The sequence below is a fragment of the Ruegeria sp. AN6 genome (assembly GCF_056540425.1).
On the sequence record NZ_JBQFWR010000002.1, the window covers coordinates 54,157 to 80,748 of the forward strand.

A 26,592-nucleotide genomic window follows, 5' to 3' on the forward strand; every position below is an offset into this window, starting at 1 on the left:
AAAAAGGTCACAGGAATCGCAAAAACCTGCATATTCGTAACATTTTTCAACTGCCGCAATCGGTCCAAAGGGTCGCACTTCGCTTAAGTGTATGAAAAATATGGATTTGTGGATAAATCTGTTACCGCTGTAGCGTATTGCTTGGTTGGAACACCTCTGCTACATCCCCGGTGATTTTGATCCCCGCCCTAAATGGACGGGGTTTCCTCACGCCCCAAGGTAGCGGCCGCTACTCTAAATCGGGGCCTCAAATATCGGAAGGGTGGACGTGTCCGAACCAGCTTCGATTTCCACAGGCATTGCCGAGCGCTATGCCACCGCGATCTTCGAGATCGCGAAAGAGAATAATGACCTCGCAGGTCTGGAAACCGGAATCAACGATCTGGCAGCAGCATTGGGCGACAGCGCCGAATTGCGCGACCTGATTGCATCGCCTCTGGTTTCGCGCGCCGAACAGGAAAGCGCAATCACCGCAGTTGCCGACAAGATGGGCCTGCATGCCATCCTGCGCAATACGCTGGGTCTGATGGCGCAGAAACGCCGCCTGTTTGTTGTACCGCAACTGGTACAGGTTCTGCGCGACATGCTGGCGGATGAGCGCGGCGAAGTGACTGCTGATGTCGCATCGGCCAAGGCACTGACCAAGACTCAAATGGATAAACTGTCCAAGACGCTGTCCGAGCGTGTGGGCAAGACCGTAACAATCAATGCGACCGTGGATGAAAACCTCATCGGCGGTCTTGTCGTTAAAGTGGGCTCGAAAATGATCGATAGCTCGATCCGTTCGAAGCTCAACTCCCTACAGAATGCAATGAAAGAGGTCGGATAAATGGGAATCCAAGCTGCAGAGATTTCTGCAATCCTGAAGGACCAGATCAAGAATTTTGGTCAGGAAGCCGAAGTGGCCGAGATCGGCCGCGTGCTGAGCGTCGGTGACGGGATTGCCCGTGTATACGGCCTGGACAATGTGCAAGCCGGTGAGATGGTAGAATTCCCCGGTGGCATCATGGGCATGGCTCTGAACCTGGAAAGCGACAACGTTGGTGTCGTTATCTTCGGTTCTGACCGTGACATCAAAGAAGGTGACACTGTTAAGCGCACCAACTCGATCGTGGACGTTCCGATCGGTGATGAACTGCTGGGCCGCGTTGTGGACGGTCTGGGCAACCCGCTGGACGGCAAAGGCCCGATCAATGCCTCCAAGCGTGGCGTTGCAGACGTTAAAGCCCCCGGCATCATCCCGCGTAAATCGGTGCACGAGCCGATGGCAACCGGCCTGAAATCGGTTGACGCGATGATCCCGATCGGCCGTGGTCAGCGGGAGCTGATCATTGGTGACCGTCAGACCGGTAAAACTGCTGTGGCTCTGGACACCATTCTGAACCAGAAAGTCTATAACGACGCAGCAGGCGACGACGAGTCGAAGAAACTGTACTGCGTCTACGTTGCGGTTGGTCAGAAGCGTTCGACCGTTGCGCAGCTGGTGAAGAAACTGGAAGAGTCCGGCGCGATTGAATACTCGATCGTTGTGGCCGCAACCGCGTCCGATCCGGCACCGATGCAGTTCCTCGCGCCTTACGCCGCGACTGCGATGGCTGAATACTTCCGTGACAACGGCCGCCACGCGCTGATCATCTATGATGATCTGTCGAAACAGGCTGTGTCTTATCGTCAGATGTCGCTGCTGCTGCGTCGTCCGCCCGGTCGTGAAGCCTATCCTGGCGACGTTTTCTATCTCCACTCGCGTCTGCTGGAGCGTTCGGCGAAGCTGAACGAAGACTTCGGTGCAGGCTCGCTGACGGCACTGCCGGTTATCGAAACGCAGGGTGGTGACGTTTCGGCGTTTATTCCGACCAACGTGATCTCGATCACCGACGGTCAGATCTTCCTGGAAACCGAACTGTTCTACCAAGGTATCCGTCCTGCTGTGAACACCGGTCTGTCGGTTTCGCGTGTGGGCTCCTCGGCTCAAACCGATGCGATGAAATCGGTTGCTGGTCCGGTTAAGCTGGAACTGGCTCAGTACCGCGAAATGGCTGCGTTTGCGCAGTTCGGTTCGGACCTCGACGCCGCAACTCAGCAGCTGCTGAACCGTGGTGCGCGTCTGACCGAGCTGATGAAACAGCCGCAGTACTCGCCGCTGACCAACGCCGAAATCGTCTGCGTCATCTTCGCAGGTACCAACGGCTACCTCGACAAGATCGACGTATCTGACGTTGGCCGCTATGAGGCTGGCCTGCTGGCGCATCTGCGCGGCAAGCACGCTGACCTGCTGAAGTGGATCACCGACGAAGATCCGAAGATCAAAGGTGACGCAGCAGACAAACTCAAGGCAGCGATCGACGAATACGCCGCGACCTTCGCTTGATAGGGGGTTCCGATGCCTAGTCTGAAGGACCTTAAAAACAGGATCGAGTCGGTCAAATCGACCCGCAAGATCACCAAGGCCATGCAGATGGTCGCGGCTGCAAAACTGCGCCGCGCCCAGGAATCTGCCGAAGCCTCGCGCCCTTATGCCGAACGGTTCAATGCCGTGATGGCGGGGCTGGCGGCGTCGGTCGGGGGCAGCGACAGCGCTCCCAAGTTGCTCCGTGGTACGGGCAGCGATGATGTCCATCTGCTGGTTGTGATGACAGCTGAACGCGGCCTGTGTGGCGGCTTCAACGCGAACATCGCCAAGCTTGCCCGCGCAAAAGCGGACGAGCTGCGCGGCAAAGGCAAGACGGTCAAGGTTTTGACCGTCGGCAAGAAAGGCCGCGATGCGCTCAAGCGTGATTTTGGCGATCTGTTCGTTGGGCATATCGACCTGAGTGAGGTCAAGCGCATTGGCTACAACAACGCGCAAGACATTGCCAAGGACGTCCTGTCACGTTTCGACGGGGGTGAGTTCGACGTTGCTACGATCTTCTACTCGAAGTTCGTCAACGTTGTGACCCAGATCCCGACGGCACAGCAGGTCATCCCCGCCTCGTTCGAGGAAACCGAGGATGACGACAGCGGTGCCGTGTTCGATTACGAGCCCAGCGAAGAGGCCATTCTGGCCGACCTGCTGCCCAAGGGGGTCGCGACCGCGATCTTCTCAGCTCTGCTCGAAAACGGAGCGTCTGAACAGGGTGCACGGATGTCCGCGATGGACAACGCGACACGCAACGCGGGTGAAATGATCGACAAGCTGACGATCCAGTTCAACCGCTCGCGTCAGGCCGTGATCACCAACGAGCTGATTGAAATTATTTCCGGCGCCGAAGCGCTGTAGAGACATACCGGAGACGAAACATGGCGAATGCAAAAGGCAAAGTCACACAGATCATCGGGGCCGTCGTCGACGTGCACTTCGAAGATCAGCTGCCTGAAATTCTGAACGCGCTGGAAACCACCAACAACGGCAAGCGCCTGGTGTTGGAAGTTGCTCAGCACCTGGGTGAAAACACCGTCCGCACAATCGCAATGGACGCGACCGAAGGTCTGGTCCGTGGCGAAGCCGTCACCGACACCGGCGCACCGATCTCGGTTCCGGTTGGTAACGCCACCCTGGGCCGCATCCTGAACGTGGTTGGTGAGCCGATCGACGAAAAAGGCCCGGTTGAAGCAACCGAGGCTCGAGCGATCCACCAGCCCGCGCCGACATTCGACGAACAGTCGACCGAGTCGGAAGTTCTGGTAACCGGCATCAAGGTTGTTGACCTGCTGGCCCCCTACGCCAAAGGCGGTAAGATCGGCCTGTTCGGCGGTGCCGGCGTTGGTAAAACCGTTCTGATCATGGAACTGATCAACAACATCGCAAAAGTGCACTCGGGTTTCTCGGTGTTCGCGGGTGTTGGCGAACGGACCCGTGAAGGGAACGACCTGTATCACGAGATGATCGAATCGAACGTTATTAAGCCGGACAACCTGTCAGAATCGCAGGTTGCCCTGGTTTACGGTCAGATGAACGAACCTCCGGGAGCACGTGCACGTGTTGCTCTGACCGGTCTGACTCTGGCCGAGCAGTTCCGCGACCAATCCGGTACCGACGTTCTGTTCTTCGTCGACAACATCTTCCGCTTCACGCAGGCGGGTTCCGAGGTTTCGGCTCTGCTGGGCCGTATTCCTTCGGCGGTGGGTTACCAGCCGACACTGGCTACCGACATGGGCGCCCTGCAGGAACGTATCACCTCGACCAAGTCGGGCTCGATCACATCGGTTCAGGCGATCTACGTGCCTGCGGACGACCTTACCGACCCTGCGCCGGCAACCTCATTTGCTCACTTGGACGCGACCACTGTTCTTAACCGTGCGATCTCGGAAAAGGGTATCTACCCGGCGGTTGACCCGCTCGACTCGACCTCGCGTCTGCTCGATCCGGCCATCGTTGGTGAAGAGCACTACAAAGTTGCGACCGACGTTCAGCAGATCCTCCAGCGCTACAAGTCGCTGCAGGACATCATCGCCATCCTCGGCATGGACGAACTGTCGGAAGAGGACAAACTGACCGTGGCCCGTGCCCGTAAGATCGAGCGCTTCCTGTCGCAGCCGTTCGACGTGGCCGAAGTCTTCACCGGTTCGCCCGGCGTTCAGGTTCCTCTGGATGTGACCATCGCGTCGTTCAAAGCGGTTGTCGCTGGCGAATACGATCACCTGCCCGAAGCGGCCTTCCTGATGGTTGGCGGCATCGAAGAAGTGATCGCTAAAGCGGAGAAGATGGCCGCAGAAGCCGCCTAAGGAGTATCCCTGATGGCAAACACAATGCAATTCGACCTCGTCAGCCCCGAGCGGAGCCTTGCTTCGCTTGAGGCCACCGCGGTCCAGCTACCCGGCGCGGACGGGGACATGACGGCGATGCCCGATCATGCCCCCACGATTACCACGCTGCGCCCGGGCATCCTGAAGGTCGAAGCACCCGCAGGCGCCAGCGAGTATCTGGTGACCGGTGGGTTTGCTCAGATCAACGGTGATGGCCTGTCGGTTCTGGCCGAAAAGGCCATTCCGGTCGCAGAAGTGACCCGGTCGCATCTGGATGACCTGATCGCGGAAGCCCGCGCCTCGCATGAGGCCGCGAAAGCGGGTGACGATCAATCCATTGTCGACGATGCAGCTAAGTTGCTGGCTGATATGGAAGCCCTTGGAACGCATATGAGCTTATAAAAGTTCATCTCAACCCATTCGAAACGGCCTTGCTTTGCGGGGCCGTTTTTTTGTCGTGATTTCGTCAAAGGTGCAGGGTAAGGTGCCGGAATTGAAAGAAAAGACGACACGATGAAGAAATTTCTGACCCATCCCATTGGTATTGATCAGGGCGAATCCGTTTTGTTTTCCGATTTCGCCGACGGTGGAGATATGTGGACTGGGCAAGGCGCGCGCGAACGCCGAACCGCCATTAGGTTCAAAGAGGCGTTTCGATCAGTGCCATTTGTGCAGATCGGTGTGGCGCTTTGGGATGTGGATACGTCATCTGCGCTGCGAGCTGAGGTGCAGGCAGAAGATATTACCCCCGAGGGATTTAATGCTGTGTTTCGGACTTGGTCTGATACGCGTATAGCCAGAATTCGGGTATCCTGGACAGCGATCGGCGAGGTAGCGCACGAAGATGATTGGAATATCTCCTGAGTCCGGATTGCACGTAAGAGGAGATTGCACCTTTTTGACAGCCGTACCATAACGGAAAAAGCGCCTGCGACGCGCGATGGATACGGAGGACCTTGCCGGTGTTTGCACGCGAGCACATTGAATACAAAGCTTTGAATCTGCCTGATCGTATGGACATGTCGGATGACGAGATGTTGAGTGAGGCGCTGGCATTTTATGACAAGATGAAGCGTCGCCATACCGTACGGGACTATTCGGACCGCCCTGTGTCACGCGCAGTCATCGAAGAGTGTATTCGCGCCGCAGGAACCGCTCCATCAGGGGCTAATCATCAGCCTTGGCACTTCGTCGCAATTTCAAATCCCGAGATGAAGCGCCGAATTCGCGAGGAAGCGGAAGAAGAGGAACGCAAGTTCTATGATGGCGGTGCCGGGGATGAATGGCTGAAAGCGCTGGAACCGATTGGAACAAATGACCAGAAACCGCACCTTGAAGATGCGCCGTGGTTAATTGTGATATTCGCTCAGAGATGGGGCCATTTCGATGATGGGGTGCGGTTCAAGAATTACTATGTGCCCGAGAGTACAGGTATTGCGACGGGCTTCCTGCTAACGGCATTGCATCACGCTGGGTTGGTCTCCCTGACCCATACACCCAACCCTATGAAATTCCTGAATAAACTATTGGATCGCCCTGATCACGAAAAACCGATCATGATCGTTGCGGTTGGTCATCCGAGTGAAGAGGCGAAGGTGCCGAAAGTAGCAAAGATGAAAAAGCCGTTGGATGAAATCATGACGGTCGCCGAGTAGCAGGCCGTCATGATCTCAAATGGCAGAAGCTGTGGTCAGCAGTTTTGCTGATTAGTCCATGTGATAGAGCGACTCGTAAATCGGAGTCAGCGTCTTATCCTCGAACAGGGATGACACACTGGTGCCGTTCCAGATATTCAGGATTGCCTGCGTGAAGATCGGAGCCGTAGGTACGATGCGGATATTTGCGGCCTTTTCGATCTCGGCTGTTGGTTGGATTGTGTCCGAAAGCACCAAAGATTTCATGACCGAATTGGTTACACGTTCAACTGCTGGTCCGCTCATGACGCCATGCGTGATATAGGAATGCACCTCTTTGGCGCCATTATCTATCAGCACCTGGGCTGCTTTACATAGTGTACCAGCTGTATCGCAGATGTCGTCCACGATCAGGCAGATCTTGTCTTTGACGTCGCCGATCACTGTCATCTCAGCAATTTCACCGGCTTTTTCGCGGCGCTTGTCAACGATCGACAACGGAGCGTTGATACGTTTGGCCAATTCGCGCGCGCGCGCAACACCGCCAACATCCGGCGAGACCACCATCAGATCGTCCATCTGATCTTTGAATTGCTTCTTCACATCCAGGGCAAAAATCGGTGAGGCATAGAGGTTGTCCACCGGCATGTCGAAAAAGCCCTGAATCTGGGCGGCGTGCAGATCCATCGTAAGGATACGCTCGATCCCTGCGCCAGTCAGCATGTTAGCCACCAGCTTGGCACTTATCGGTGTGCGCGCTTTAGTGCGGCGGTCCTGTCGGGCATAGCCGAAATAGGGGATCACAGCAGTGATGCGGGCCGCGGACGAACGGCGCAGGGCATCGGCAATGATCAGCAACTCCATCAGGTTGTCATTAGCCGGGTTCGAGGTCGGTTGGATAATAAACATATCCTCGCCACGCACGTTCTCGAATACCTCAACGAAAATCTCGCCGTCGTTGAACCGTTCGACCCGCGCATCGACCAGCCCCTGGTCAACGCCGCGATGCAGGCTCATGCGGCGGGCAATGGTTTCGGCAAGCGGAAGATTGGCGTTCCCAGCGATAAGCTTGGGTTCGTGAAGTGTCGGCATCGGCTGATTTTCCCCGGGCAGCAGTGGCAATGTGACAGATTCGTGATGTTGACACCGCTTAGCATGGGTCTACCGTCGCGCAAAGATAACGCAGCGGAGAAAGTGAACATGGCCCAGATTGACTACTTTTTTGCGACACTCTCGCCCTATTCCTACCTGGCGGGGATGCGACTTGAAGAGATTGCAGCCAAGCATGGTGCGACGATCAATTATAAACCGCTGGATATCATTGCTCTGTTCGGCCGAACCGGGGGAGTGCCTCCAAAAGATCGACATATCTCGCGTATCGAATACCGCGCGCAGGAACTGGTCCGCCAAGCGCGTAATCTGAGCATGCCGCTGAACCTGCAACCCGCGCACTGGCCTACGAATATGGCGCCGTCCTCATATGCCGTGATTGCGGCCATTCAGGATGGGTCAGGGGATGTCGGAAAGCTGTGCCATTCTTTCCTGCGAGCGTGCTGGGCAGAAGAAAAGGACATCGCCGACGATGGCGTTATCCGCGATTGCCTAGAGCAGGCCGGGTTTAATCCAAGTCTTGCCGATAGCGGTCTTCTGGTAGGTGCGGAAACCTATGCCGCCAATCTTGAAGAGGCCGTGGATCGTGGTGTATTCGGCGCACCGTTTTATATCACACCGGACGGTCAAAGGTTCTGGGGTCAAGACCGTCTTGACGACCTGGACCGTCATCTCGCTGAGATGAAATAGCCGGGCAGGCGCGCCCGACTAAAGAAGGCTTAGAAACTGGTCGATCTGTTCGGTTCCGATGGACCAGTCGCAAACCAGGCGGCAGGCCAGCCTCTCGTCATCGTCTTCGCCCTCCAGCGTATCGCCCCACAGGTGATAGACAGCGCCTGCCTCGTGCAGGCGCTTGTGCTGGTTGCGGGGGAAACTGGCGAATACCATGTTGGCTTGGGGTTCATGCAGGAACTCTGCGCCGAGTGCACGCAACCCGTCCGCCAGACGCGCGCCGTTGGCATTGGCCTTGCGGGCAGATTTCAACCACAGGTCATCCTTTAGGTAGGCGGCCATTTGGGCCGACAGGTAACGGTGCTTGGAAAACAGGTGCGCACCGCGCTTACGTCGCAGCTCGAATTCCCATGCTTTGCTTTCGTCGAAGAAGATCACGGCCTCGACACCCATCAGCCCGTTTTTGGTGCCGCCAAAACTGACCGCATCAACACCGGCTTTCCATGTCATCTCAGCGGGTGAGCAATTTAGGGCAACCAGAGCGTTGGTGAAACGAGCGCCATCCAAATGCACTGGCAATCCAAAAGATTTGGCAACACCACATAGGGCTTGTAGTTCGGCCAGCGAGTAAACCGAGCCGCGCTCGGTCACCTGAGTGATAGAGACGGGCCCGCGTTGAGGACCATGAACGCCGCGGGTTTCTTCCCCCTCAATGGACTTGGTCAACGCTTCGGGGGTCATTTTGTCGCCACCCGGCACCAGCGTTAGCTTTGCGCCGGTGTAGAATTCGGGCGCGTTGCACTCATCCTCATGAATATGAGCGACGGGTGAGCAGAATACGGTTTCCCACGGCTTGCACAGTGTAGCCAACGCCAGTGAATTCGCCGCCGTTCCAGTAGCGACCAGATAGACAGCCGCGCCGGGTGCTTCGAAAATACCTCGGATTTGGTCTCGCACTTCATTCATCAGAGTGTCCGCGCCGTAAGCCATCTGATAGTCCTGATTGGCCTCGGCCAACGCGGTCAGAACTTCGGGATGAACAGGCCCGGAATTGTCAGAGGCAAAATGCATCAGCTCGGCTCCTCGATGATGTAGTCTTCCCATTCTTCCATGGGTGTTTCGAATTCAGATACGGTTCGCCCCTGCACGGAAACTTCGGCGGTATGAACGCTGTCTGGCGTACCTGATACCAAAGGATGCCAGTCGTAAAGTGGTTTGCCTTCCCACAGCAGTCGGTAGGCGCAGGTCTGGGGCAACCAATAGGCATGACTGTCGATGTTATCGGGTGTCATGACGATGCATTCGGGTACGAACTGGTGCCGGATGTCATATTGCGTGCACCGGCAGGTTTCGTCATCCAAAAGACGGCAGGCAACACATGTCAGGGCGACCTCGCCAGTATCTTCGTCTTCCAGTTTGTTCAGGCAGCATTTGCCGCAGCCATCGCACAGGGCCTCCCACTCACGCTGGTTCATCTTGCGTAGTGGCTTGCGTTCCCAGAACCGAGGCGCGAGGCCAGCTCGATCGATTGGGTCCGTGGTCATGTACTAGCCAGTATCTCTCGGGCGCGCGCGCAATCGGCATCCATTTGCGAGATCAACCCGTCAAGGCCGTCGAATGTCATTTCGGGCCGCAGATAGTCGACCAGACCAACGGACAGCGTCGCGCCGTAAAGATCGCCTGAGAAATCGAACAGGAATGTTTCGATGTTGGGAACCTCACCTTGGAACATTGGCCGGGTCCCGACCGATGCCGCCCCGTGATAGCTGCCCTGATGTGGGCCATCCAGGACGTCGACCAGAACCGCATAAACACCGAATCTCGGAGGGTGCAGCCCTTCGATCGACATATTGGCCGTCGGGTATCCCAAGTCGCGTCCACGTTGCTCGCCTCCAACGACCTCGCCCTCGATCCGATGCCAGTGACCCAGCATTGTTGCCGCATCACGCGGACGTCCCTCTGACAGAGCCGTACGGATCGCAGTGGATGAGACCACATTCTCGGTTCGCTCCAACAGGGGTGCGATGGTTACACCGAACCCCATCTCTTCGCCGAAGCGAACCAGGTCCTGAGGGTTGCCGCTGCGTCCTTTGCCGAAACAAAAGTCAGCGCCCACGACAACATGAGACAGCCCCAGACCATCACATATGACGTTTCTGGCGAAAGCTTCAGGGGTCATTCCCGCCAGCGCCGAATTGAAGGGAAGTTCATAAAGCTTCTGCACGCCGAGCTTTTCCAGCCGGTGCGCGCGCGCATTGCCGCGCATCAGACGAAAGGGCGGAGCCTCTGGGGCAAAATACTCTCGTGGATGCGGCTCGAAGGTCATGACTCCCAGCGGTGCGTTCAATTCAGCATTGCGCGCAAGTTCAATGACGGATTGATGCCCTAAATGGACGCCGTCAAAGTTCCCAATGGCGACGCTGGCACCACGATCTTCTGGCTCGACAAACTGGAAGTCACGAATGATCTGCATGAGGATTGCCTAGCGGGACTGCCCGTAAGGTTCAAGCCGCAGATCGGCGAAGCTGCGTGATCAGTCGAACTTGCGGCTTGGTGCCAGCACCATGGCCTCACCCACCAGCACTTTCTTACCGTCGACTGCGCAGTGACAATCCAGCTTAACCCGACGTTTGGAGAAATCGATATCGATCACCTTGACCTCAGCATAAACCATGTCACCCGGACGCACCGGAGCCAGGAACTTGAGCGACTGTCCCATGTACACGGTTCCATGTCCCGGCAGCTGCTCCCCGATCACGGCAGAGATCAGGCCAGCGGTCAGCATGCCATGCGCAATGCGCCCTTCGAAAATCGTATCGCGGGCATAATCATCATCCAGATGAACAGGGTTACGGTCTGTCGACACCTGGGCAAACATCTCGATATCTTCATCGGTCACCACTTTGCGCAGATGCCGTGACATGCCCATTTCGATGTCTTCGATACAAATCGTTCCGCGTGGAAGGTTATCCAACATGCTGCCCTCATCCGAGATCGAAAGGGTAACAAAAGACTATCTTTTGCCGCCCGTCGGCAACTTTATTACTTCGCAGTCGCAGAAAATCAAGTCTTTTTTGCTATCTCAAACGGCCAATCGAGAAGGTTGGGTTAATCTGTTCTTTTTCGTTATGGACCCGCAATGCATCCTCATCCGGGTGATGTGCGGTTTTGGTTTCAGCAGCGGCCAGTCCCCCGGTGATGAACAAGGTGTCAATGCCTTCACCCATACCCCCCGCGATGTCTGTCTGCGGCCCGTCACCAATCGCCAGTATCTCGGAATCCGAGGCGTCGACTCCGATTGCTTGCAGCCTTCGTCGTGCCAGATCATAGATCGGCGGGTGCGGCTTGCCGAAATACAGGCTTTCACCTCCCATCTCACTGTAAAGCCGGGCTAAAGCTCCTGCGCACCACTCGCGTGTTTCGCCTCGGTCCACGACGATATCGGGGTTGGCGCAAAGCAGTTTCAATCCTTTCTGCTTGGCATATAGAAAGTCGGGCCGGTTTACATCCGGGTCTGCCATCGGGTCGAACGGGCCGCAGCACACAATGCCTTCAGCTTCGTCCAGCGCCACGCGTTCGATATGGATAGGATGATCCAACAGCTTCAGAGGTTCAAAAAATCCCGCGTCACGTTGCCATTCGCCCATGAAGTAGACTTTTTCACCAACCGTCCCGCGATACATCGCAGAACGTGCCGAATCGCCACTAGTCGCGATGGTGTCATAGGCGTCCGCAGGTACGTTGAATTGCGTTAGCTGCACTGCAACACCGGCTCGGGGCTTGGGAGAGTTGGTCACCAGAACCACAGTGCCGCCTTTTTGCCGATAAGCTTGCAGGGCAGCCACGGCCTCGGGGTAGGCGGTGATCCCGTTGTGAACGCACCCCCACAAATCAACGAACAGCGCTTTGTACCTGTCAGAGATTTCCGCAAGTGAAGAAACGATTTGGGTCATGGCGCGCCTCGTGGAACAGGGAATGCAAGATACCAAGCCTATGGCAGAGCCCGGCCAGATTTGCCAGAGGTCCCGCTTTGGGCGTGTTGAAGGGAATAGGATTCCCTTGTTCATCTGGCCACAAATATCCCGGAGCGCGAGGCAGAGCCTCGCAAAAAGTAAGGCGCCCGGTTCGGGCGCCTTTGATGATCTAAACTCAGACCTTGAGGTTTGGAATGATCTGCTTTTTCCGGCTCATGATGCCTGGCAGGACAACCGCGTCGCCGTCTACGGTAGCGCCAAAGCTTTTCTCGGCGACGCCTTTGACCAGATCGTTTGGAACCAGCAGGGTCGCCTCTTCGTTCAGAATGTCGACCACGAACAGCAACACCTGATCAACGCCGTCTTCTTTGGCCACATCGGTCATCGCGCTTACGATGCTGTCCTTGCGATCCAGCACGACGCCGGGTGCTGTAGTTTCCAGAACCGAAACCCGGAACTTGGTGCCGTCGACTTCGTATTCCTTGCTGTCCATGCGGATCAGTTCGGCGTCCGAGAAAGACGAGACATCCGATTTCGCTGCAAACATGTCGGCGGCGTAGGCCGAGACATCCAGACCAAGCTCAGCCGCCAATTTCTCGGCCACGGCACGATCATGGGCGGTGGTGGTGGGTGAGCGGAACTCCAGCGTGTCCGACAGGATGCAGGTCAGCGCTGCACCTTTGATGGCGTCAGGCATCATGGCGGCATCGTCACCCATCAGGTCGACCATGATTGTTGCCGTGCAGGCCAGTGGGCGCACGGTGATATCGATCGGGCCTTTGGTTTCAAGTCCGCCAACCAGCTTGTGGTGGTCGATAATCGCGCGGATGTCGGCGCTGTTGATGCTGGCGGGCAGCTCGGCCGGGTTGTTGGTGTCGACGATGACAACGGGCGCATCTTCAGCCACGTCTTCGATGATCTGCGGCTTGGGCAGGTCCCAGCGTTCCAGCATGAACGCCGCTTCGGTGTTGGGTTCACCCAGCAATGCAGGCTGGGCTTGCTCACCCTTCACTTCGGTCAGATACCAGGACCACAGGATCGGAGAGCCGGTGGAATCGGTGTCGGGAGATTTATGGCCAAAAACTAGCGTTGTCATGTCGCGTGTCCTGAGGAATGTGGATTTGCGCGCCTTATAGGGTGGTCAAACCCGGATGTCACCCGGAAGGAATGGTGCTGCGACCCTTGGTCTGATTTCCTAGAATTCAGCGCGCTCCAAGGTGTATCCCGCCTGTTGCAACTGGTTTAGCAAGCCGTAGTCATTGCTTAGATGTCCGGCCCCAACAGCGATGACTGCGGTCTGATCCTTCAGGCTCAAAATTATTTCCATCCAATTTGCATTGCGCTGTACCAGAAGCTGATCCTCAAAACTCTGCCATTCGGCATCAAACTCCTCGGGTGTCAGTCCTGATGCTTCAAGCCCCTGTATCTTGGCCAATTCCATGATTGCGGCGTGCTGTTCCTCGATATACGCATTCGCCATGGTGATCATTTGATCGTCACCCGCCTCCAGTGCGCCTGACATCCGGGTCAGCGAGGCAACCTGATCTTCCAACGAATGACTGTCGAACATGACAATCAAGTCCTCGATGCGTTCGAGCGAATACTGAGGAATTTGATGTTCATCGGCCAATTCGGTCAAGCGCGTATCCATGCCCCGATCGAAATCGGGGGTATTCATCAGGCAAGGCGGAATGCCAAGCATCATGCTTAGGAACCAAGGGCGCATCTTCGCAGCCATCCAACTGGGGATCCCGCGATCAGCCAGCGTTTGTGATAACGCGGCCCAATCTTCTTCTGACATCAGATCGATCAAAGTCGGCCCTGATGTGATCAATACCGGGCTGAGGTCCTCGGCCAGGTCTTTCTCGAAAGCCTCCATCTCTGTCTTTGTAACTTCAAAGTAGAACGCGTCGACCTGGCTCAGGATTGGCGCCAATCTATCAACCACTGGCCCCATTCGCGCATCGTTGGTGTGCAGAGTGCCGATCAAATGCAGCACAGTGTTGTCCTTCGTGGCGATCCAGTGATTGCCTTCCGGAAATGGAATAGCGCGAAGCGTCTCGTCCAGCTCAGCCTGAGCTTCGGTCGACAGATCAAGCCTCAGATCTCGCCCCTCACATGCTGCTTGCGCGGTGATTGGAAATAATAGGCAAAGACAAATGCTGAGCAGACGCATGGGATTCCTTCCGCAGCTTGCGACGATGCCCAATTCATACCCCTGCCTTCTTACCGCCTGCAACGTGGTTTGTTATCAAGCAGCGGCTGGCAATCTGCGCGAAACCGCATAGCATGGGCTCATGAAGCTTGAGCAAGATCTCTACCCTCCAATCAAAGCGTTGTTGGAACGACAGGGCTATACCGTGAAAGGAGAGGTCGGCGCTGCCGATATCGTGGCCGTACGCGATGGCGAAGACTTGGTGATCGTTGAACTCAAACTGCGCTTTAACCTTGCGCTGTTTCATCAGGCCATCACGCGCCTGAAAGTGACCGATCAAGTCTACATCGGGGTCTGTAAGCCTAAAGGGCGAATGGCGCGACGGGCTTTGAAGGACAATCTGGCGATGTGTCGCCGTTTGGGCCTGGGCCTGATCACCGTGCGCCCGGATGGTACGGTTGAGGTTCAATGCGACCCTGGCCCATATACGCCACGCAAAGACAAGGTGAAAGCCAAGCGATTGCTGCGGGAATTTGAACGGCTGCGGGGTGATCCGAATGCAGGCGGTGCCACGCGCCATGGTATTGTGACGGCCTATCGGCAAGATGCGCTTAAATGCGCGGCACATCTGGCTGAAAATGGCGCGGTCAAAGGGGCAACGGTGGCAAAGGCGACGGGGGTCCAAACAGCCACGCGCCTGATGTATGACAACCACTACGGCTGGTTCAAGAAGGTGGAGAAAGGCGTATATGCCCTATCTGCCTCGGGGGTCGAAGGATTGAAACATTGGGCATATAGCTGGGAAGAAACGGAATAGCCGACTTGCCGCGTACTGAAGGTGATCAGTCAATCCGTGCGCTAATCTCAGCGATCATCGCTTGGCCAATGTCTGAGAGCACCGCGTTGCGTTCAGGAAATGGAGCGTCGCTTTCAGTTAGATAGTTGGCTGCCATATATGTTCGTGGTTCAGGTGTCTGCAAAAAGGCGATGATCGCGCGGCTGCCGTAACCTCCTGCTCCGGTTTTGTCCCCAATTAGCCAACTTTTTGGCAGATGAGCGCGGATAAGCCCGTCGGCCACCTGATCATCAATCATCCATTGCCCAAGCTGCGCGGCTGAGGCGGGTGAAAGCACCTCGTCGAATAACAGCCGTTCTATTGTCTCCAGTATTGCCCGTGGTGTCGTTGTATCACGCGGGTCGCCAGGGGTGGCTTCGTTCAGGGCAGTCTCCCAACGATCCAGGCGTGTAGTGCCGTCGCCCGTTGCCCGGAGGAACTCGGTCAGCCCGGCTGGCCCGCCCAGTTGTTTTAACAAGAGGTTGGCCGCTGCGTTGTCGCTGATTGTCATGGTTGCCTGACATAACTCACCAATTGTCATTCCTGTCTCAACGTGTTCGCTCGTAACAGGTGAGTATTCCACAAGGTCTGATGTCTGAATTGCCACATTTTCTGACAGGTCTACTACACCAGAATCCACACCTGCCAAAATCGCACCGCACAAGAGTGGCTTGAATGTACTGGACATCGGGAACAGCTCATCGGCCCGATGCGAGACTTCCCAGGCAGCGTCAGTTTCATGCAGAAGGACGCCAATTCGCGCGTCCAAGCGGTGCTCCCATAATCGGGTGGTTTGAATAAGGGTTTGGGCCTGCGCCGTAGCGGCGAAACAGATGATCAGAGCAAGTGAAAGCACATTCGCGGCGGCAAGGAACTGGCATCTAGGCATCAAAGTTTCCGCCTCAATCAAGGGTGCGACCAGATTAGTCTGCCGGGGTATTGAGTAAACCAATTACTCTGGATTCTTTAAGCTGCAAAAAATATTCATGCAGCTTGTTGACTCACTTTCGGTTACTCCCTAGCTATGCGTCGTTATCACTCATGAGACCCGAGTGCTAACGCCTCGTCAGTCGGCGAGGGGAGGATAAACAAACTTTGAGCCCAAGGAGCTGCAAAGATGGCATTGAAACCGCTTCATGACCGCGTACTGGTTCGCCGTACCGAAAGCGAAGAAAAAACCGCAGGCGGCCTGATCATTCCCGATAGCGCAAAAGAAAAGCCCAGCGAAGGCGAAGTCGTCGCAACCGGCGAAGGCGCGCGCAAGGATAGCGGCGAACTGATCGCGATGGCTGTAAAAGCTGGTGACAAGATCCTGTTCGGCAAATGGTCGGGCACCGAGGTTCAGGTCAACGGCGAAGAGCTGCTGATGATGAAAGAAAGCGACATCATGGGGATCATCGAGTAAGCCCAAGCGCTTTCTCTGATCTTCATCTCAATACATTTTCTCAAGGAGAGACAACATGTCTGCAAAGGACGTCAAATTTGACACCGATGCCCGTAACCGCATGCTGGCCGGTGTAAATGTTCTGGCCGATGCTGTTAAAGTGACCCTGGGCCCCAAAGGCCGCAACGTGGTTCTGGACAAATCCTTTGGCGCACCGCGCATCACCAAAGACGGTGTTTCGGTTGCCAAGGAAATCGAACTGGAAGACAAGTTCGAAAACATGGGCGCGCAGATGGTGAAAGAAGTCGCCAGCCGCACCAATGACGAAGCCGGCGACGGCACCACCACTGCAACCGTTCTGGCACAAGCCATCGTTCGCGAAGGTCTGAAGCAGGTTGCAGCGGGCCTGAACCCGATGGACCTGAAGCGCGGCATCGACCTGGCAACTGCCAAGGTTGTTGAAGGCATCAAAGACGCTTCGCGTGAAGTTAAAGACAGCGCTGAAGTTGCTCAGGTTGGCACCATCTCGGCCAACGGCGAAGCCGAGATTGGCCAGCAGATCGCAGACGCGATGCAGAAGGTTGGCAACGAAGGCGTTATCACCGTCGAAGAAAACAAAGGTCTGGAAACCGAGACCGATGTTGTCGAAGGTATGCAGTTCGACCGTGGCTACCTGTCGCCTTACTTCGTCACCAACGCAGACAAGATGATCGCAGAACTCGACGACTGCATGATCCTGCTGCACGAAAAGAAACTGTCCTCGCTGCAGCCGATGGTTCCGCTGCTGGAACAAGTGATCCAGTCGCAGAAGCCGCTGCTGATCATTGCTGAGGATGTTGAAGGCGAAGCGCTGGCGACTCTGGTTGTCAACAAACTGCGCGGCGGCCTGAAAATTGCTGCTGTCAAAGCACCGGGCTTCGGCGATCGCCGCAAAGCCATGCTGCAGGACATCGCAATCCTGACCGGTGGTCAGGTCATCAGCGAAGATCTGGGCATGAAGCTCGAGTCCGTCACCATGGACATGCTGGGCACCGCCAAGAAGATCGAAATCACCAAAGACGAAACCACCATCGTCGACGGTGCTGGCGAGAAAGCCGAGATCGAAGCACGTGTTGCACAGATCCGCACTCAGATCGAAGAAACCTCGTCTGACTACGACCGTGAGAAGCTGCAAGAGCGCGTTGCCAAACTGGCAGGCGGTGTTGCCGTTATCCGCGTCGGCGGCATGACCGAAGTTGAAGTGAAAGAGCGTAAAGACCGTGTAGACGATGCTCTGAACGCAACGCGCGCAGCCGTTCAGGAAGGCGTTGTTGTTGGCGGTGGTGTATCGCTGGTTCAGGCAGGTAAGGTGCTGGAAACTCTGGAAGGTGCAAACGCCGATCAGGACGCAGGCATCAACATCGTTCGCAAGGCTATTGAATCGCCGCTGCGCCAGATCGCCGAGAACGCTGGTGTCGACGGCGCAGTTGTTGCAGGCAAGGTTCGTGAATCTTCCGATGCAGCATTCGGCTTCAACGCTCAGACCGAAGAATATGGCGACATGTTCTCGTTCGGCGTCATCGACCCGGCCAAAGTTGTCCGTACCGCTCTGGAAGATGCGGCATCGGTTGCAGGCCTGCTGGTCACCACCGAAGCAATGGTTGCCGACAAGCCCGCCAAAGAAGGCGCGGCACCTGCCGGTGGCATGCCTGACATGGGCGGCATGGGCGGCATGATGTAAGCTGCTTAAGCCATAGCGCTTATCGACGGGGTCGCCTTTGGGCGGCCCCGTTTTGGTTTGCGCTGGTAAACACGGCGAACCGCGTGCCGTGTTCGCGCAGAAAAGTGAGTGTGCAAACCGTGTTGAAACCTCTATGCCGTTGATATGCGCCTGTTTCTTTTGACCTCACTGACCATGTGCGCCTTCGCGGCAAACTCGATCCTCAATCGGCTTGCGATTGATAGCGGTGCCAGTGATCCGGCGGGATTTGCGGTCGTTCGAGTATTGTCTGGTGCTTTGGTTTTGGCTGCACTGGTGGCTATGCGAGGCGGCACAATCCCAGTGTTTAACCGCCGGCGCATAGCTGGGGCAGGGTCGCTATTACTCTACATGATCGGATTCTCCGTCGCCTATCTGACGCTCGATGCAGGGCTTGGCGCATTGATCCTGTTTGGAGTGGTGCAGATCACGATGTTCGCCATCGGGGCTTTGACTGGCTCGGTACCCATGATGCGGCAGCTACTGGGTGCCGGGATTGCGCTGGGCGGTCTGGTATTTGTCCTTTGGCCTGCCGGGCCGGTGCAGGTCGATCCGTTGGGTGCGAGTATGATGACAGCTGCCGGGATTGGATGGGCTATCTATTCCATCTCTGGGCGATCAGAACCAGACGCGTTGTCGGGAACTGCTGCAAACTTCATTGTGGCTTTGCCATTTACGGCACTCGCCTTGTTCCTAATGGGCAGTGACTGGCATATGACGACGCTAGGCTATGTATTGGCGGCGTTATCCGGAGGCGTCACGTCCGGTCTGGGCTATGCACTGTGGTATCGCGTTGTGCCGCAGCTTTCGCCTGCTGTCGCCGCGATCGTACAACTCAGCGTTCCGGTCATCGCCATTGCCGCCGGTATCATTCTGCTATCAGAGGTTGCAAACCTACGGCTGTTGCTAGGAGCAAGTTTTGTGCTGGGCGGAATTGCGCTGGCAGTGACGCGGCGGCGCGGCGACTAGGGGTTTTCTCAACTTTGGTTAAGTCTTATTTGGCGGGTATGAAGTTTGTAGCAGCGATCTTTCTTACTATTGCTCCCGTGGCGGTACAGGCGAAATGCGTCGTGCTGCTCCACGGGCTTGCGCGTACCGAGGCTTCGTTTACCGTCATGGAGCAGCTTTTCCATGCCCATGACTATACGGTAATCAGGCCGGGTTACCCATCGACAGATTTGCCGATACCCGAGCTCGCCAACCAGACATTGCCCGATGCTTTCGAGGCCTGTGGTGACGACACGGTGAACGTCGTGGCCCATTCGATGGGAGGCATTCTGTTACGGTATTGGTTGCAGGATAATGAACCCGAGAAACTTGGGCGCGTCGTTATGCTTGGCCCCCCGAACCAAGGCAGCCAACTGGTAGATGAGCTTGGCGCTTGGGAGGTGTTCGGTTTTCTGAATGGACCCGCCGGTCTGGCATTGGGAACAGGCCCCGAGGGCATTCCGCGCCGCTTGCCGCCTATCGACTTCGATCTGGGGGTGATTGCGGGAGAGAATTCTTTAAATCCGCTTTTTTCGTCCCTTATTGACGGGCCCGATGACGGCAAGGTCTCAATTGAGACAACAAAAGTTGAGGGTATGTCAGATCATATTGTCCTGCCGGTTACCCATACGTTCATGATGAATAACCCACGCGTCATGGCGCAGACACTGCATTTCATCGAATTCGGACAGTTTGATCCCCAGATCACTTGGCTTGATGGGGTGATGGATATCATCGATCAGATCTGTCTGGGCGAAGACTGCTCGGAACCCGAATCGGAGCGCACTCAATGAGCTCATTGGAACTGACATTGACCGGCGCAGATGTTCTGCTGCCGGAGGATGGGCTTACGAGCGGTGAATTATCCATCGCAGACGGTCTTGTACAGTCGGGCAGGGCGGGGAGGCAGATTGATTTGTCGGGCTATTTTGTTCTGCCCGGGATTATAGATCTGCATGGCGACGGGTTCGAACGCCATATCGCACCGCGTCGTGGCGCGATGAAGCAGATGGCAGAGGGCATTTTATCGGTTGAAGCGGAATTGGCGGCAAACGGAATTACGACCGCTGTTCTGGCGCAGTTTCACAGCTGGGAAGGTGGCGTGCGCGGACCCGAATTTGCCGGGCAAGTCTTCGAGGCCATATCGGAGGTCCGTGATGATGTGGCGACAGATCTGATCCCACAGCTACGCTTTGAAACCCATATGCTGGACGACTATGAGGTGCTGCCAGAGCGCATTGAAAGCTGGCAGGTCCCCTACGTGGTCCTAAACGATCATCTGCCTCATGATCGATTGGCGGAAGGGCGCAAACCACCTCGTCTGATGGGGCAGGCGTTGAAGGCGGGGCGTAATCCGGAAACCCATTTTGACATGCTGCTATCAATGCACGCACGCAGTACCGAGGTGCCAGCTGCATTGGATGGGCTTTGCGCTAAACTCACAGAACGAGGCATACGACTGGGCAGCCATGATGACTCCACTTCTGAGGATCGTACGGTCTGGCGCGATCGCGGTGTCATGATCTCGGAATTCCCCGAAACGCTTGAAGCCGCCGAAGCCGCCAGAGCGGGTGGTGATCACATAATCCTCGGTTCGCCAAACGTCGTTCGTGGCGGTTCGCATAAGGGAAATGCCAGTGCTTTGGACCTGATCGCAATGGGTCTGTGTGATGCGCTGGCATCGGATTACCACTACCCCAGCCCACGTCGTGCTGCGTTGATGCTGGTTAAATCCGGTTTGCTGGATCTCACAAATGCTTGGGCTTTGGTTTCTTCGGGTCCCGCAGAAGTTCTGGGCCTCAAGGATCGTGGAGCACTGCAACCTGGAAAACGCGCTGATCTTGTAATATTGGACGCAACAACCCAACGTGTTGCGGCCACTTTGTCAGGTGGGCGCGTCAGCTACATGTCCGGTGATATCGCTAGGCGGTTTCTAAGCTGATCCCAGCTTCATCTGGCCCAAAGTATCCCCGCCAGAGGCATCGCGCGTCAGCGCGATTACTTCTAACGCACAATACGATTGATATGCCCCATCTTGCGGCCCACCTTGACCTCGGTCTTGCCGTAGAGATGCAGCGCGATATCCCGCTCACACGCAAGCTCTGGCACGCGGTCCATGTCGTGACCAATTAAGTTCTCCATCACAACGTCCGAGTGCCTTTGCCCGTCGCCCAATGGCCAACCTGTCACTGCTCGAATATGCTGCTCGAACTGATCTACGGCACAACCATTCTGCGTCCAATGACCCGAGTTGTGAACCCGAGGTGCGATTTCGTTCACGATTAAGCCTTCAGGTGTCACGAACAGTTCAACTCCCATCACGCCAACATAATCCAGCGCGTTCAGGATGTTGGCCGCGAGTAAAACAGCGTCTGTTCGTTGCGCCGGCGACAGGCGTGCTGGGATTGTGGTCGTATGTAGGATACCGTCACGATGCACGTTCTCTCCGGGATCGAAACAGGCGACCTGACCGTCGAGGCCACGCGCTGCGATAACCGACACTTCATGGCTGAATTCCACGAACCCTTCCAGAATGGACGGCGCACCTGCCATATCACCCAAAGCTGCCTCGGCGTCGTTGGGCGCACGTAGGCGGGCTTGCCCTTTGCCGTCATATCCAAAGCGGCGGGTTTTCAGGATCGCAGGGGTGCCGATTTCATCAATTGCAGCCTGCAGACTGTTCAGATCGGTGATGTCTGCAAAGGGCGCAGTTTTAAGGTCCAGACCTTGCAGAAAGGTCTTCTCGGTCAGCCGGTCCTGACTGACCCGCAGCGCCTCACGGCCGGGGCGGATTGGGCGATGTGCTTCAAGCAAATCCAGCGCCTGAGTGGGGATGCTTTCGAATTCATAGGTGATGACGTCTACCGATTCCGCAAAGGCCTTGAGAGCGTTCTCATCATCATACGCAGCGGTTGTGACACGATCCGCCACCTGTCCGGCGGGCGGGTTCGTACCTGGTTCAAAGATATGAGCCTTGAACCCCAGTCGTGCTGCGGCGACCGACAGCATACGGCCCAGCTGGCCACCGCCCAGTATTCCGATCGTTGCACCGGTCGGGAGCATATCTGCCATCGTTACGTCTCCAATCTTTTGCCAATCGCTGTAAGAGCGCTGCGCAAAGCATCATGCGCGCCCTCGGACTGCAAGGTATCTGTCATCTGAAGGCTTAGCGTGCCTTCGGTCGCAAGTGCGTCGCGCTCTGTAGCCAATTGACCCGCTTGCCCTTTCTGCGTGGCTTCAAGGAAACCTGACATCAGTTGAGTGGTGTAGAACTCGGCACCGTGTTCGTCGCCGGTTTGCTCGGCCAGCCATCCTGCACCGGTTGCCATCAGATCCAGTAGGCCTGGCACCATGGCGCAGATTGCGAAATGGGCGTTCAATGCCGTCTCGTCAGCGACTTTTACCACTGGGTTCTCTGGCTCAAACAACTCGGCCAGCAAGCGATCATTGCCGTAGGCGGCGAGTGGGCATCCTCCGGTCTGCAAGAACCCTAGCGGGATGGTCTGCACGAAATCTGATGCTGGCGCGCATAATGTGGCAAGCTGGGTCTGAGGCACCGCAGCCATCACAGATACGATCTGCTGATCAGAGCGAAAGGTAAGCGGGCTCAGAACATCTTCTGCAATATGTGGGCGCAGGCAGAGGAAGACGATGTCTGAGCCATCAAGTACCTCCTGCGGAGTGCCGACACCGACTCCAAGCTCTGCCTTCAAAGCCTCGGAAACCTGCACGTTGCGCTGGGTGACGCAAACTTCATGACCTTTCGAAGCCATTAGTCGTGCAATCGGTGCTGCGATGTGGCCGGTGCCGATGATGCCGATGCGGCTCATCCCAGAGGTTCCTCGGGAATCGAAGCCGAGAGCGCCTCGCGCCAAGCCTCCAAACGATCCGCCAGTGCCGCATCCTGTAGCGCAAGAATTCCTGCAGCCATCAGCGCCGCATTGGCCCCACCGGCCGAGCCGATCGCCATGGTCGCCACCGGAAAGCCTTTGGGCATCTGCACGATCGAATAGAGCGAATCCACGCCCGATAGTGCGCGCGTCTGCACCGGCACACCAATCACCGGCACGCGAGTTTTTGACGCCATCATGCCGGGCAAATGTGCTGCGCCGCCTGCACCTGCGATGATCACCTGTAAGCCGCGCGAAACAGCGGATTTGCCATAGTCCCAAAGACGGTCTGGCGTGCGATGAGCCGAGACGATGCGCGCCTCATATGCGATGCCCAATTCATCCAGAATATCGGCGGCCTCTTTCATCGTAGGCCAGTCCGACTGACTGCCCATGATGATCCCTACTTTCACATCGCTCATAGCTACTGTGCCCCTGCCTTCGGAAAGAGCGCGCACTATAGCCAAATCCACTTATGTGGCAATGCGGTACGCGCGTTTCAGGCGATGATATCGGGGGTCAATCGGTCTTCGATCAGACGAATAATGTCTTTCAGGCGCAGTTTCTGCTTTTTCAGCCGCTTGATCGTCAGCTGGTCCGAGGTTCCCTTGGCCTGCAGAGCTTCAATTGCCTCGTCCAGATCGCGGTGCTGGCGGCGAAAAACCTCCAACTCAACACGCAGGACTTCATCGGTTTTCATCGAAAGATCGGTGGGCGCGTTCATCGGCGACTCAGTAGCTCATGTGGTGCTTTACACACAAGATAGTGTGTCAGGCTTTATCCGGCCAGACCTTGTGGACATCCCTGTATCTTCCCATATTCTATAATACGCGGTTGCCAGAACGGGGCCGCACAAAACGTCGCTTTGACAAAGAAGGACGAAAATACGTGTCGAAACTTACCTTAGGCTCATACCCGCATCTTTTGGGGTTCGAGCAGTTGGAACGCCTTCTGGAACGGTCTGCAAAGGCTGGCAACGAAGGGTACCCGCCCTATAACATCGAACAGACCTCGGATTTTTCCTATCGCATCACGCTGGCCGTGGCTGGTTTCGCGGAAGAGGACTTGTCGATCACGATCGAGGATCGCCAACTGGTGATCCGGGGCCGTCAACGCGACGACAGTGAAGGGCGCATTTTCCTGCATCGCGGCATCGCGGCCCGTCAATTCCAGCGAATGTTTGTGCTGGCAGATGGCGTCGAGGTGGGCGAGGCGATCATGGAGAACGGTCTGCTGCATGTGGATCTGACCCGCGCCGTGCCAGAAACCGTGGTTCAGACAATCAACATCAAGAAGGGGTAAGAGCAATGAATACGCCGATTGAGATCAACACTGAAGGCAACCGGATTGTCTATGTAAAGGCCGTCGATGTGGCCGACCTGCCGCAGGATCTGCGCGAGCGGGCAGGCGATTTGGATCAGCTCTATGCGGTTCACGATTCCGATGGCCAGCAACTGGCTTTGGTGGCCGACCGCAAACTGGCCTTTGTGCTTGCACGGGAGCATGATCTTTCGCCCGTGGCCGTTCACTGAACCGGCTCCGCACTCTGCTGAAATGACGTGACATTTGCCTCGACTGCGGTGATCTTGCCGCAGTCGGCAAAGCAGGAGTGTGCATCATGAGCTGGTATGATTTTGACTGGGTGGACGCATTCAGTGATCGGGCCTTTGGCGGTAACGGCTGCGCAGTCGTGCATGGCGGGGCCAGCCTGACGGATGAGGCTTGTATGTCTTACGTGCGCGAAACCTCATTGGTTGAATGCACCTTCACAGGACCATCGGATGTAGCCGACATCCGAGTCCGATATTTTCTTGCCAGCCGGGAAATCCCGTTTGCTGGACATCCGACAATCGCAACCGTTGCAGCAATGCGTTCGCGTGACCTGTTCGAAGGCGATGCGCTGACGCTGGAAACCGGGGCAGGGATCGTATCGATCGAACTTAATGGCGATGAAATTGAGATGACGCAGGTCGCTCCGAAATTTGGTGATCAGGTGCCAGCCAAGTTGGTTGCTGCTGCTATCGGGTTGCCTGAGGCTGCAATTGTCTCTCCACCTCAATTCGTTTCGACCGGGCTGCCGTTCTGCATCACGGTTTTGCGCGATCACGCAGCGCTGCGTGCGGCTAAGCTTGACGTGGATTCGCTTGGAAGAATTGCTGTAAGGGCTGGATTCTCGGGGTCCGACATGGCCGAGCCGTTTCTGGTCACGCTCGATGGCGCAACGTCGGAAGGCGATACATTTTCGCGCCTTTTGATGGCGCCGCCAAGTCCTCCCGAAGACCCGTTTACGGGTTCGGCGACCGGGGCGATGGCGGCCTATCTGTGGAAATATGATTTGATGAAGAAGGACTGTTTTATCGCTGAGCAGGGGCACGATATGGGGCGGCCCGGCCAGGCGCGCGTTAGGAAGGTTGGGCCCTCCCAAGCCATGACTGGAATCAAAGTTGCCGGGCGCGGCCATGTGCTGATGCGTGGGCAGGTAGACCTGCCTGACGGGTTGTCATAGCGCATTGGGTCTGTCGCAGCTTACTGCTTCATCCAATCTGCCAGAATGACTGGTCGCGAAGCCGGATCAATCGAATGCCGTTCGCAGATCCTTTCCAGATATGACCCTCTCTGCGGCAGGCCTGCATTTTGACTTGCGAGCCATTTCTTTTGATGGCCGTAGATATGAACTGAATAGGTCCGCTCACCCTCGAACTCTGTCAGCGCGATGTTCGGTGCGTGCAGTTTCCAAAGCTCTTGCCGTTCAAGTGGATAAAACGCATCTGGCGGTTTTGCTTGGCGATCCTCACCCGTCTTGTTCATGAAATGAGTCAGCGCCTTGGGGCCGGAACATCCCCAGGGCAGCGCCTCGATCCCCCATGTTTCTCCGCGCATGGAACGATCGCTGTTCTTTCGGTGCAAGCGTGGTCCACGCCATGGTTGGGTTGGGTTTTCGGCCGCCACAAATTCCAACATCTGCGTCAGTGCCTGTGACTCACTCGGCAGCCGGAGAACCCCGTTGGGAAGTGATCCAGAGGAAGTGGAGCCAAAGACATAAGGGCCTTCGAACTCAAATGGCCTGACGCAGTACGCGTCCAGATCGACCCAGATAGAACTGGTTTTCCGCATCAGATGCAGCCGAAAGATGTCTGAGAAAACTGCGATCCGATGTCGGTCGTTATTCTCAAGATCGAACGGAGCAGGCCAGAGTATGTCATATGCAGGACGAATTACGGCACCGTCTGGTACACCATCGATCTGTTCGGCGGTGTAAAGAACGAATTCGTGACCGTTATCGAGGTAGGATTGGATGCAAAGCGCCTCGATCCAGGATAAATTCGAACCGTACCAGAAGCCGGCAATAGTTGGCAGAGGCTGCGCCATTCAGTGACCACACCCAATCATTCGATTGCTCAATCTATATTCGGTTTTCACCAGATCCGGCAACGTGGGGTGTTTCAGACGAATGTGGCAGCCTCCGAATGACGGAGGCTGCCGTTACTTTT

Annotated in this window: 31 protein-coding genes; 17 read left to right on the forward strand and 14 right to left on the reverse strand. The window is 56.3% G+C overall.

Features of this window, described 5'->3' with window-relative positions; translation table 11 throughout:
* The first annotated feature begins 268 nt into the window (after nt 1-268).
* The 7 genes from ACR0MQ_RS04445 (at nt 269) to ACR0MQ_RS04475 (ending at nt 6,377) form a co-directional block, all read left to right on the forward strand.
* Entirely contained in the window at nt 269-829 is a 561-nt protein-coding gene (locus tag ACR0MQ_RS04445; RefSeq protein WP_480606245.1) for a F0F1 ATP synthase subunit delta, read from the forward strand.
* Nucleotides 830-2,368, forward strand: coding sequence for a F0F1 ATP synthase subunit alpha (atpA, locus tag ACR0MQ_RS04450; protein WP_010441761.1), 1,539 nt, complete (start codon nt 830-832; stop codon nt 2,366-2,368).
* Between the two features lie 12 nt (nt 2,369-2,380).
* Nucleotides 2,381-3,256, forward strand: coding sequence for a F0F1 ATP synthase subunit gamma (locus ACR0MQ_RS04455; protein ID WP_170541380.1), 876 nt, complete (start codon nt 2,381-2,383; stop codon nt 3,254-3,256).
* Between the two features lie 20 nt (nt 3,257-3,276).
* Entirely contained in the window at nt 3,277-4,701 is a 1,425-nt protein-coding gene (atpD, locus tag ACR0MQ_RS04460) for a F0F1 ATP synthase subunit beta (protein ID WP_039537698.1), read from the forward strand.
* Between the two features lie 12 nt (nt 4,702-4,713).
* A complete protein-coding gene (locus ACR0MQ_RS04465) occupies nt 4,714-5,124 on the forward strand; it encodes a F0F1 ATP synthase subunit epsilon (RefSeq protein WP_480606249.1) in 411 nt (136 codons plus the stop codon).
* A gap of 111 nt (nt 5,125-5,235) precedes the next feature.
* Nucleotides 5,236-5,586 carry an H-type lectin domain-containing protein gene (locus ACR0MQ_RS04470; RefSeq protein ID WP_010441765.1) on the forward strand — a complete coding sequence of 117 codons (351 nt, stop codon included), beginning with the start codon at nt 5,236-5,238 and terminating at the stop codon, nt 5,584-5,586.
* Nucleotides 5,587-5,684: 98 nt separating this feature from the next.
* Nucleotides 5,685-6,377 (forward strand): nitroreductase family protein, encoded by a 693-nt coding sequence (locus ACR0MQ_RS04475; RefSeq protein WP_170473016.1) that lies wholly within the window; start codon nt 5,685-5,687, stop codon nt 6,375-6,377.
* A gap of 51 nt (nt 6,378-6,428) precedes the next feature.
* Here the strand turns inward: ACR0MQ_RS04475 and ACR0MQ_RS04480 are convergent, their stop codons facing one another.
* Complete coding sequence (locus ACR0MQ_RS04480) at nt 6,429-7,448, reverse strand: ribose-phosphate pyrophosphokinase (RefSeq protein WP_010441767.1); 1,020 nt, start codon at nt 7,446-7,448, stop codon at nt 6,429-6,431.
* A gap of 108 nt (nt 7,449-7,556) precedes the next feature.
* Here ACR0MQ_RS04480 and ACR0MQ_RS04485 point away from each other — a divergent pair, with 108 nt between their 5' ends.
* Nucleotides 7,557-8,156 carry a 2-hydroxychromene-2-carboxylate isomerase gene (locus ACR0MQ_RS04485; RefSeq protein WP_170473013.1) on the forward strand — a complete coding sequence of 200 codons (600 nt, stop codon included), beginning with the start codon at nt 7,557-7,559 and terminating at the stop codon, nt 8,154-8,156.
* Nucleotides 8,157-8,174: 18 nt separating this feature from the next.
* Here ACR0MQ_RS04485 and ACR0MQ_RS04490 read toward each other — a convergent pair whose 3' ends face one another.
* From ACR0MQ_RS04490 to ACR0MQ_RS04520, 7 genes are all read right to left on the reverse strand, one after another.
* Complete coding sequence (locus tag ACR0MQ_RS04490; RefSeq protein WP_480606253.1) at nt 8,175-9,209, reverse strand: threonine aldolase family protein; 1,035 nt, start codon at nt 9,207-9,209, stop codon at nt 8,175-8,177.
* Entirely contained in the window at nt 9,209-9,682 is a 474-nt protein-coding gene (locus ACR0MQ_RS04495) for a YcgN family cysteine cluster protein (RefSeq protein WP_480606255.1), read from the reverse strand. Before ACR0MQ_RS04495 ends, ACR0MQ_RS04490 begins: the two co-directional genes overlap by 1 nt.
* The gene (locus ACR0MQ_RS04500) at nt 9,679-10,611 is read right to left on the reverse strand and encodes a bifunctional riboflavin kinase/FAD synthetase (protein ID WP_170772610.1); all 933 of its coding nucleotides are present in this window, start codon (nt 10,609-10,611) and stop codon (nt 9,679-9,681) included. Before ACR0MQ_RS04500 ends, ACR0MQ_RS04495 begins: the two co-directional genes overlap by 4 nt.
* A gap of 60 nt (nt 10,612-10,671) precedes the next feature.
* Nucleotides 10,672-11,115 (reverse strand): MaoC family dehydratase, encoded by a 444-nt coding sequence (locus ACR0MQ_RS04505; protein ID WP_010441772.1) that lies wholly within the window; start codon nt 11,113-11,115, stop codon nt 10,672-10,674.
* Between the two features lie 100 nt (nt 11,116-11,215).
* On the reverse strand, nt 11,216-12,091 hold the full coding sequence (locus ACR0MQ_RS04510) for a TIGR01459 family HAD-type hydrolase (protein ID WP_010441773.1): 876 nt from the start codon (nt 12,089-12,091) through the stop codon (nt 11,216-11,218).
* A gap of 196 nt (nt 12,092-12,287) precedes the next feature.
* Nucleotides 12,288-13,208: a manganese-dependent inorganic pyrophosphatase gene (locus ACR0MQ_RS04515; RefSeq protein WP_480606259.1), complete on the reverse strand. Its 921-nt coding sequence runs from the start codon at nt 13,206-13,208 to the stop codon at nt 12,288-12,290.
* Between the two features lie 99 nt (nt 13,209-13,307).
* Entirely contained in the window at nt 13,308-14,288 is a 981-nt protein-coding gene (locus ACR0MQ_RS04520; protein WP_170772606.1) for a TraB/GumN family protein, read from the reverse strand.
* Between the two features lie 121 nt (nt 14,289-14,409).
* Between ACR0MQ_RS04520 and ACR0MQ_RS04525 the strand changes: the two genes are divergently transcribed.
* Entirely contained in the window at nt 14,410-15,084 is a 675-nt protein-coding gene (locus ACR0MQ_RS04525; RefSeq protein WP_480606262.1) for a DUF2161 domain-containing phosphodiesterase, read from the forward strand.
* 25 nt (nt 15,085-15,109) lie between these two features.
* Here the strand turns inward: ACR0MQ_RS04525 and bla are convergent, their stop codons facing one another.
* Nucleotides 15,110-15,991: a class A beta-lactamase gene (gene bla, locus ACR0MQ_RS04530; RefSeq protein ID WP_480606264.1), complete on the reverse strand. Its 882-nt coding sequence runs from the start codon at nt 15,989-15,991 to the stop codon at nt 15,110-15,112.
* Between the two features lie 228 nt (nt 15,992-16,219).
* Here bla and groES point away from each other — a divergent pair, with 228 nt between their 5' ends.
* The 5 genes from groES (at nt 16,220) to ACR0MQ_RS04555 (ending at nt 21,153) form a co-directional block, all read left to right on the forward strand.
* The gene (groES, locus tag ACR0MQ_RS04535) at nt 16,220-16,507 is read left to right on the forward strand and encodes a co-chaperone GroES (RefSeq protein WP_039523824.1); all 288 of its coding nucleotides are present in this window, start codon (nt 16,220-16,222) and stop codon (nt 16,505-16,507) included.
* Between the two features lie 55 nt (nt 16,508-16,562).
* Nucleotides 16,563-18,206: a chaperonin GroEL gene (gene groL, locus ACR0MQ_RS04540; protein WP_480606268.1), complete on the forward strand. Its 1,644-nt coding sequence runs from the start codon at nt 16,563-16,565 to the stop codon at nt 18,204-18,206.
* A gap of 144 nt (nt 18,207-18,350) precedes the next feature.
* The gene (locus ACR0MQ_RS04545) at nt 18,351-19,193 is read left to right on the forward strand and encodes a DMT family transporter (protein ID WP_480606271.1); all 843 of its coding nucleotides are present in this window, start codon (nt 18,351-18,353) and stop codon (nt 19,191-19,193) included.
* 38 nt (nt 19,194-19,231) lie between these two features.
* Nucleotides 19,232-20,005, forward strand: coding sequence for an alpha/beta hydrolase (locus ACR0MQ_RS04550; protein WP_480606274.1), 774 nt, complete (start codon nt 19,232-19,234; stop codon nt 20,003-20,005).
* Nucleotides 20,002-21,153 (forward strand): alpha-D-ribose 1-methylphosphonate 5-triphosphate diphosphatase, encoded by a 1,152-nt coding sequence (locus ACR0MQ_RS04555; protein ID WP_480606277.1) that lies wholly within the window; start codon nt 20,002-20,004, stop codon nt 21,151-21,153. The genes ACR0MQ_RS04550 and ACR0MQ_RS04555 overlap by 4 nt, the downstream gene beginning before the upstream one ends.
* A gap of 62 nt (nt 21,154-21,215) precedes the next feature.
* On the opposite strand, the gene ACR0MQ_RS04560 is transcribed toward ACR0MQ_RS04555, so the two are convergent.
* The 4 genes from ACR0MQ_RS04560 to ACR0MQ_RS04575 all read right to left on the reverse strand — a co-directional run bounded on the left by ACR0MQ_RS04560 (nt 21,216) and on the right by ACR0MQ_RS04575 (nt 23,825).
* Entirely contained in the window at nt 21,216-22,283 is a 1,068-nt protein-coding gene (locus tag ACR0MQ_RS04560) for a 5-(carboxyamino)imidazole ribonucleotide synthase (RefSeq protein ID WP_480606280.1), read from the reverse strand.
* Nucleotides 22,284-22,285: 2 nt separating this feature from the next.
* On the reverse strand, nt 22,286-23,041 hold the full coding sequence (locus ACR0MQ_RS04565; RefSeq protein ID WP_480606283.1) for an NAD(P)-binding domain-containing protein: 756 nt from the start codon (nt 23,039-23,041) through the stop codon (nt 22,286-22,288).
* On the reverse strand, nt 23,038-23,523 hold the full coding sequence (gene purE / locus ACR0MQ_RS04570; protein WP_170772590.1) for a 5-(carboxyamino)imidazole ribonucleotide mutase: 486 nt from the start codon (nt 23,521-23,523) through the stop codon (nt 23,038-23,040). Before purE ends, ACR0MQ_RS04565 begins: the two co-directional genes overlap by 4 nt.
* A gap of 77 nt (nt 23,524-23,600) precedes the next feature.
* The gene (locus ACR0MQ_RS04575; RefSeq protein WP_010441787.1) at nt 23,601-23,825 is read right to left on the reverse strand and encodes a YdcH family protein; all 225 of its coding nucleotides are present in this window, start codon (nt 23,823-23,825) and stop codon (nt 23,601-23,603) included.
* Between the two features lie 164 nt (nt 23,826-23,989).
* On the opposite strand from ACR0MQ_RS04575, the gene ACR0MQ_RS04580 reads away from it, so the two are divergent.
* The 3 genes from ACR0MQ_RS04580 to ACR0MQ_RS04590 all read left to right on the forward strand — a co-directional run bounded on the left by ACR0MQ_RS04580 (nt 23,990) and on the right by ACR0MQ_RS04590 (nt 25,607).
* Nucleotides 23,990-24,403 (forward strand): Hsp20 family protein, encoded by a 414-nt coding sequence (locus ACR0MQ_RS04580; protein WP_010441788.1) that lies wholly within the window; start codon nt 23,990-23,992, stop codon nt 24,401-24,403.
* A gap of 5 nt (nt 24,404-24,408) precedes the next feature.
* Complete coding sequence (locus tag ACR0MQ_RS04585; protein WP_170772588.1) at nt 24,409-24,633, forward strand: DUF1150 family protein; 225 nt, start codon at nt 24,409-24,411, stop codon at nt 24,631-24,633.
* An 86-nt stretch (nt 24,634-24,719) separates the two neighbouring features.
* Nucleotides 24,720-25,607 (forward strand): PhzF family phenazine biosynthesis protein, encoded by an 888-nt coding sequence (locus tag ACR0MQ_RS04590; RefSeq protein ID WP_480606285.1) that lies wholly within the window; start codon nt 24,720-24,722, stop codon nt 25,605-25,607.
* Between the two features lie 20 nt (nt 25,608-25,627).
* On the opposite strand, the gene ACR0MQ_RS04595 is transcribed toward ACR0MQ_RS04590, so the two are convergent.
* On the reverse strand, nt 25,628-26,470 hold the full coding sequence (locus ACR0MQ_RS04595; protein WP_480606288.1) for a glycosyltransferase family 32 protein: 843 nt from the start codon (nt 26,468-26,470) through the stop codon (nt 25,628-25,630).
* Nucleotides 26,471-26,592 lie beyond the last annotated feature (122 nt).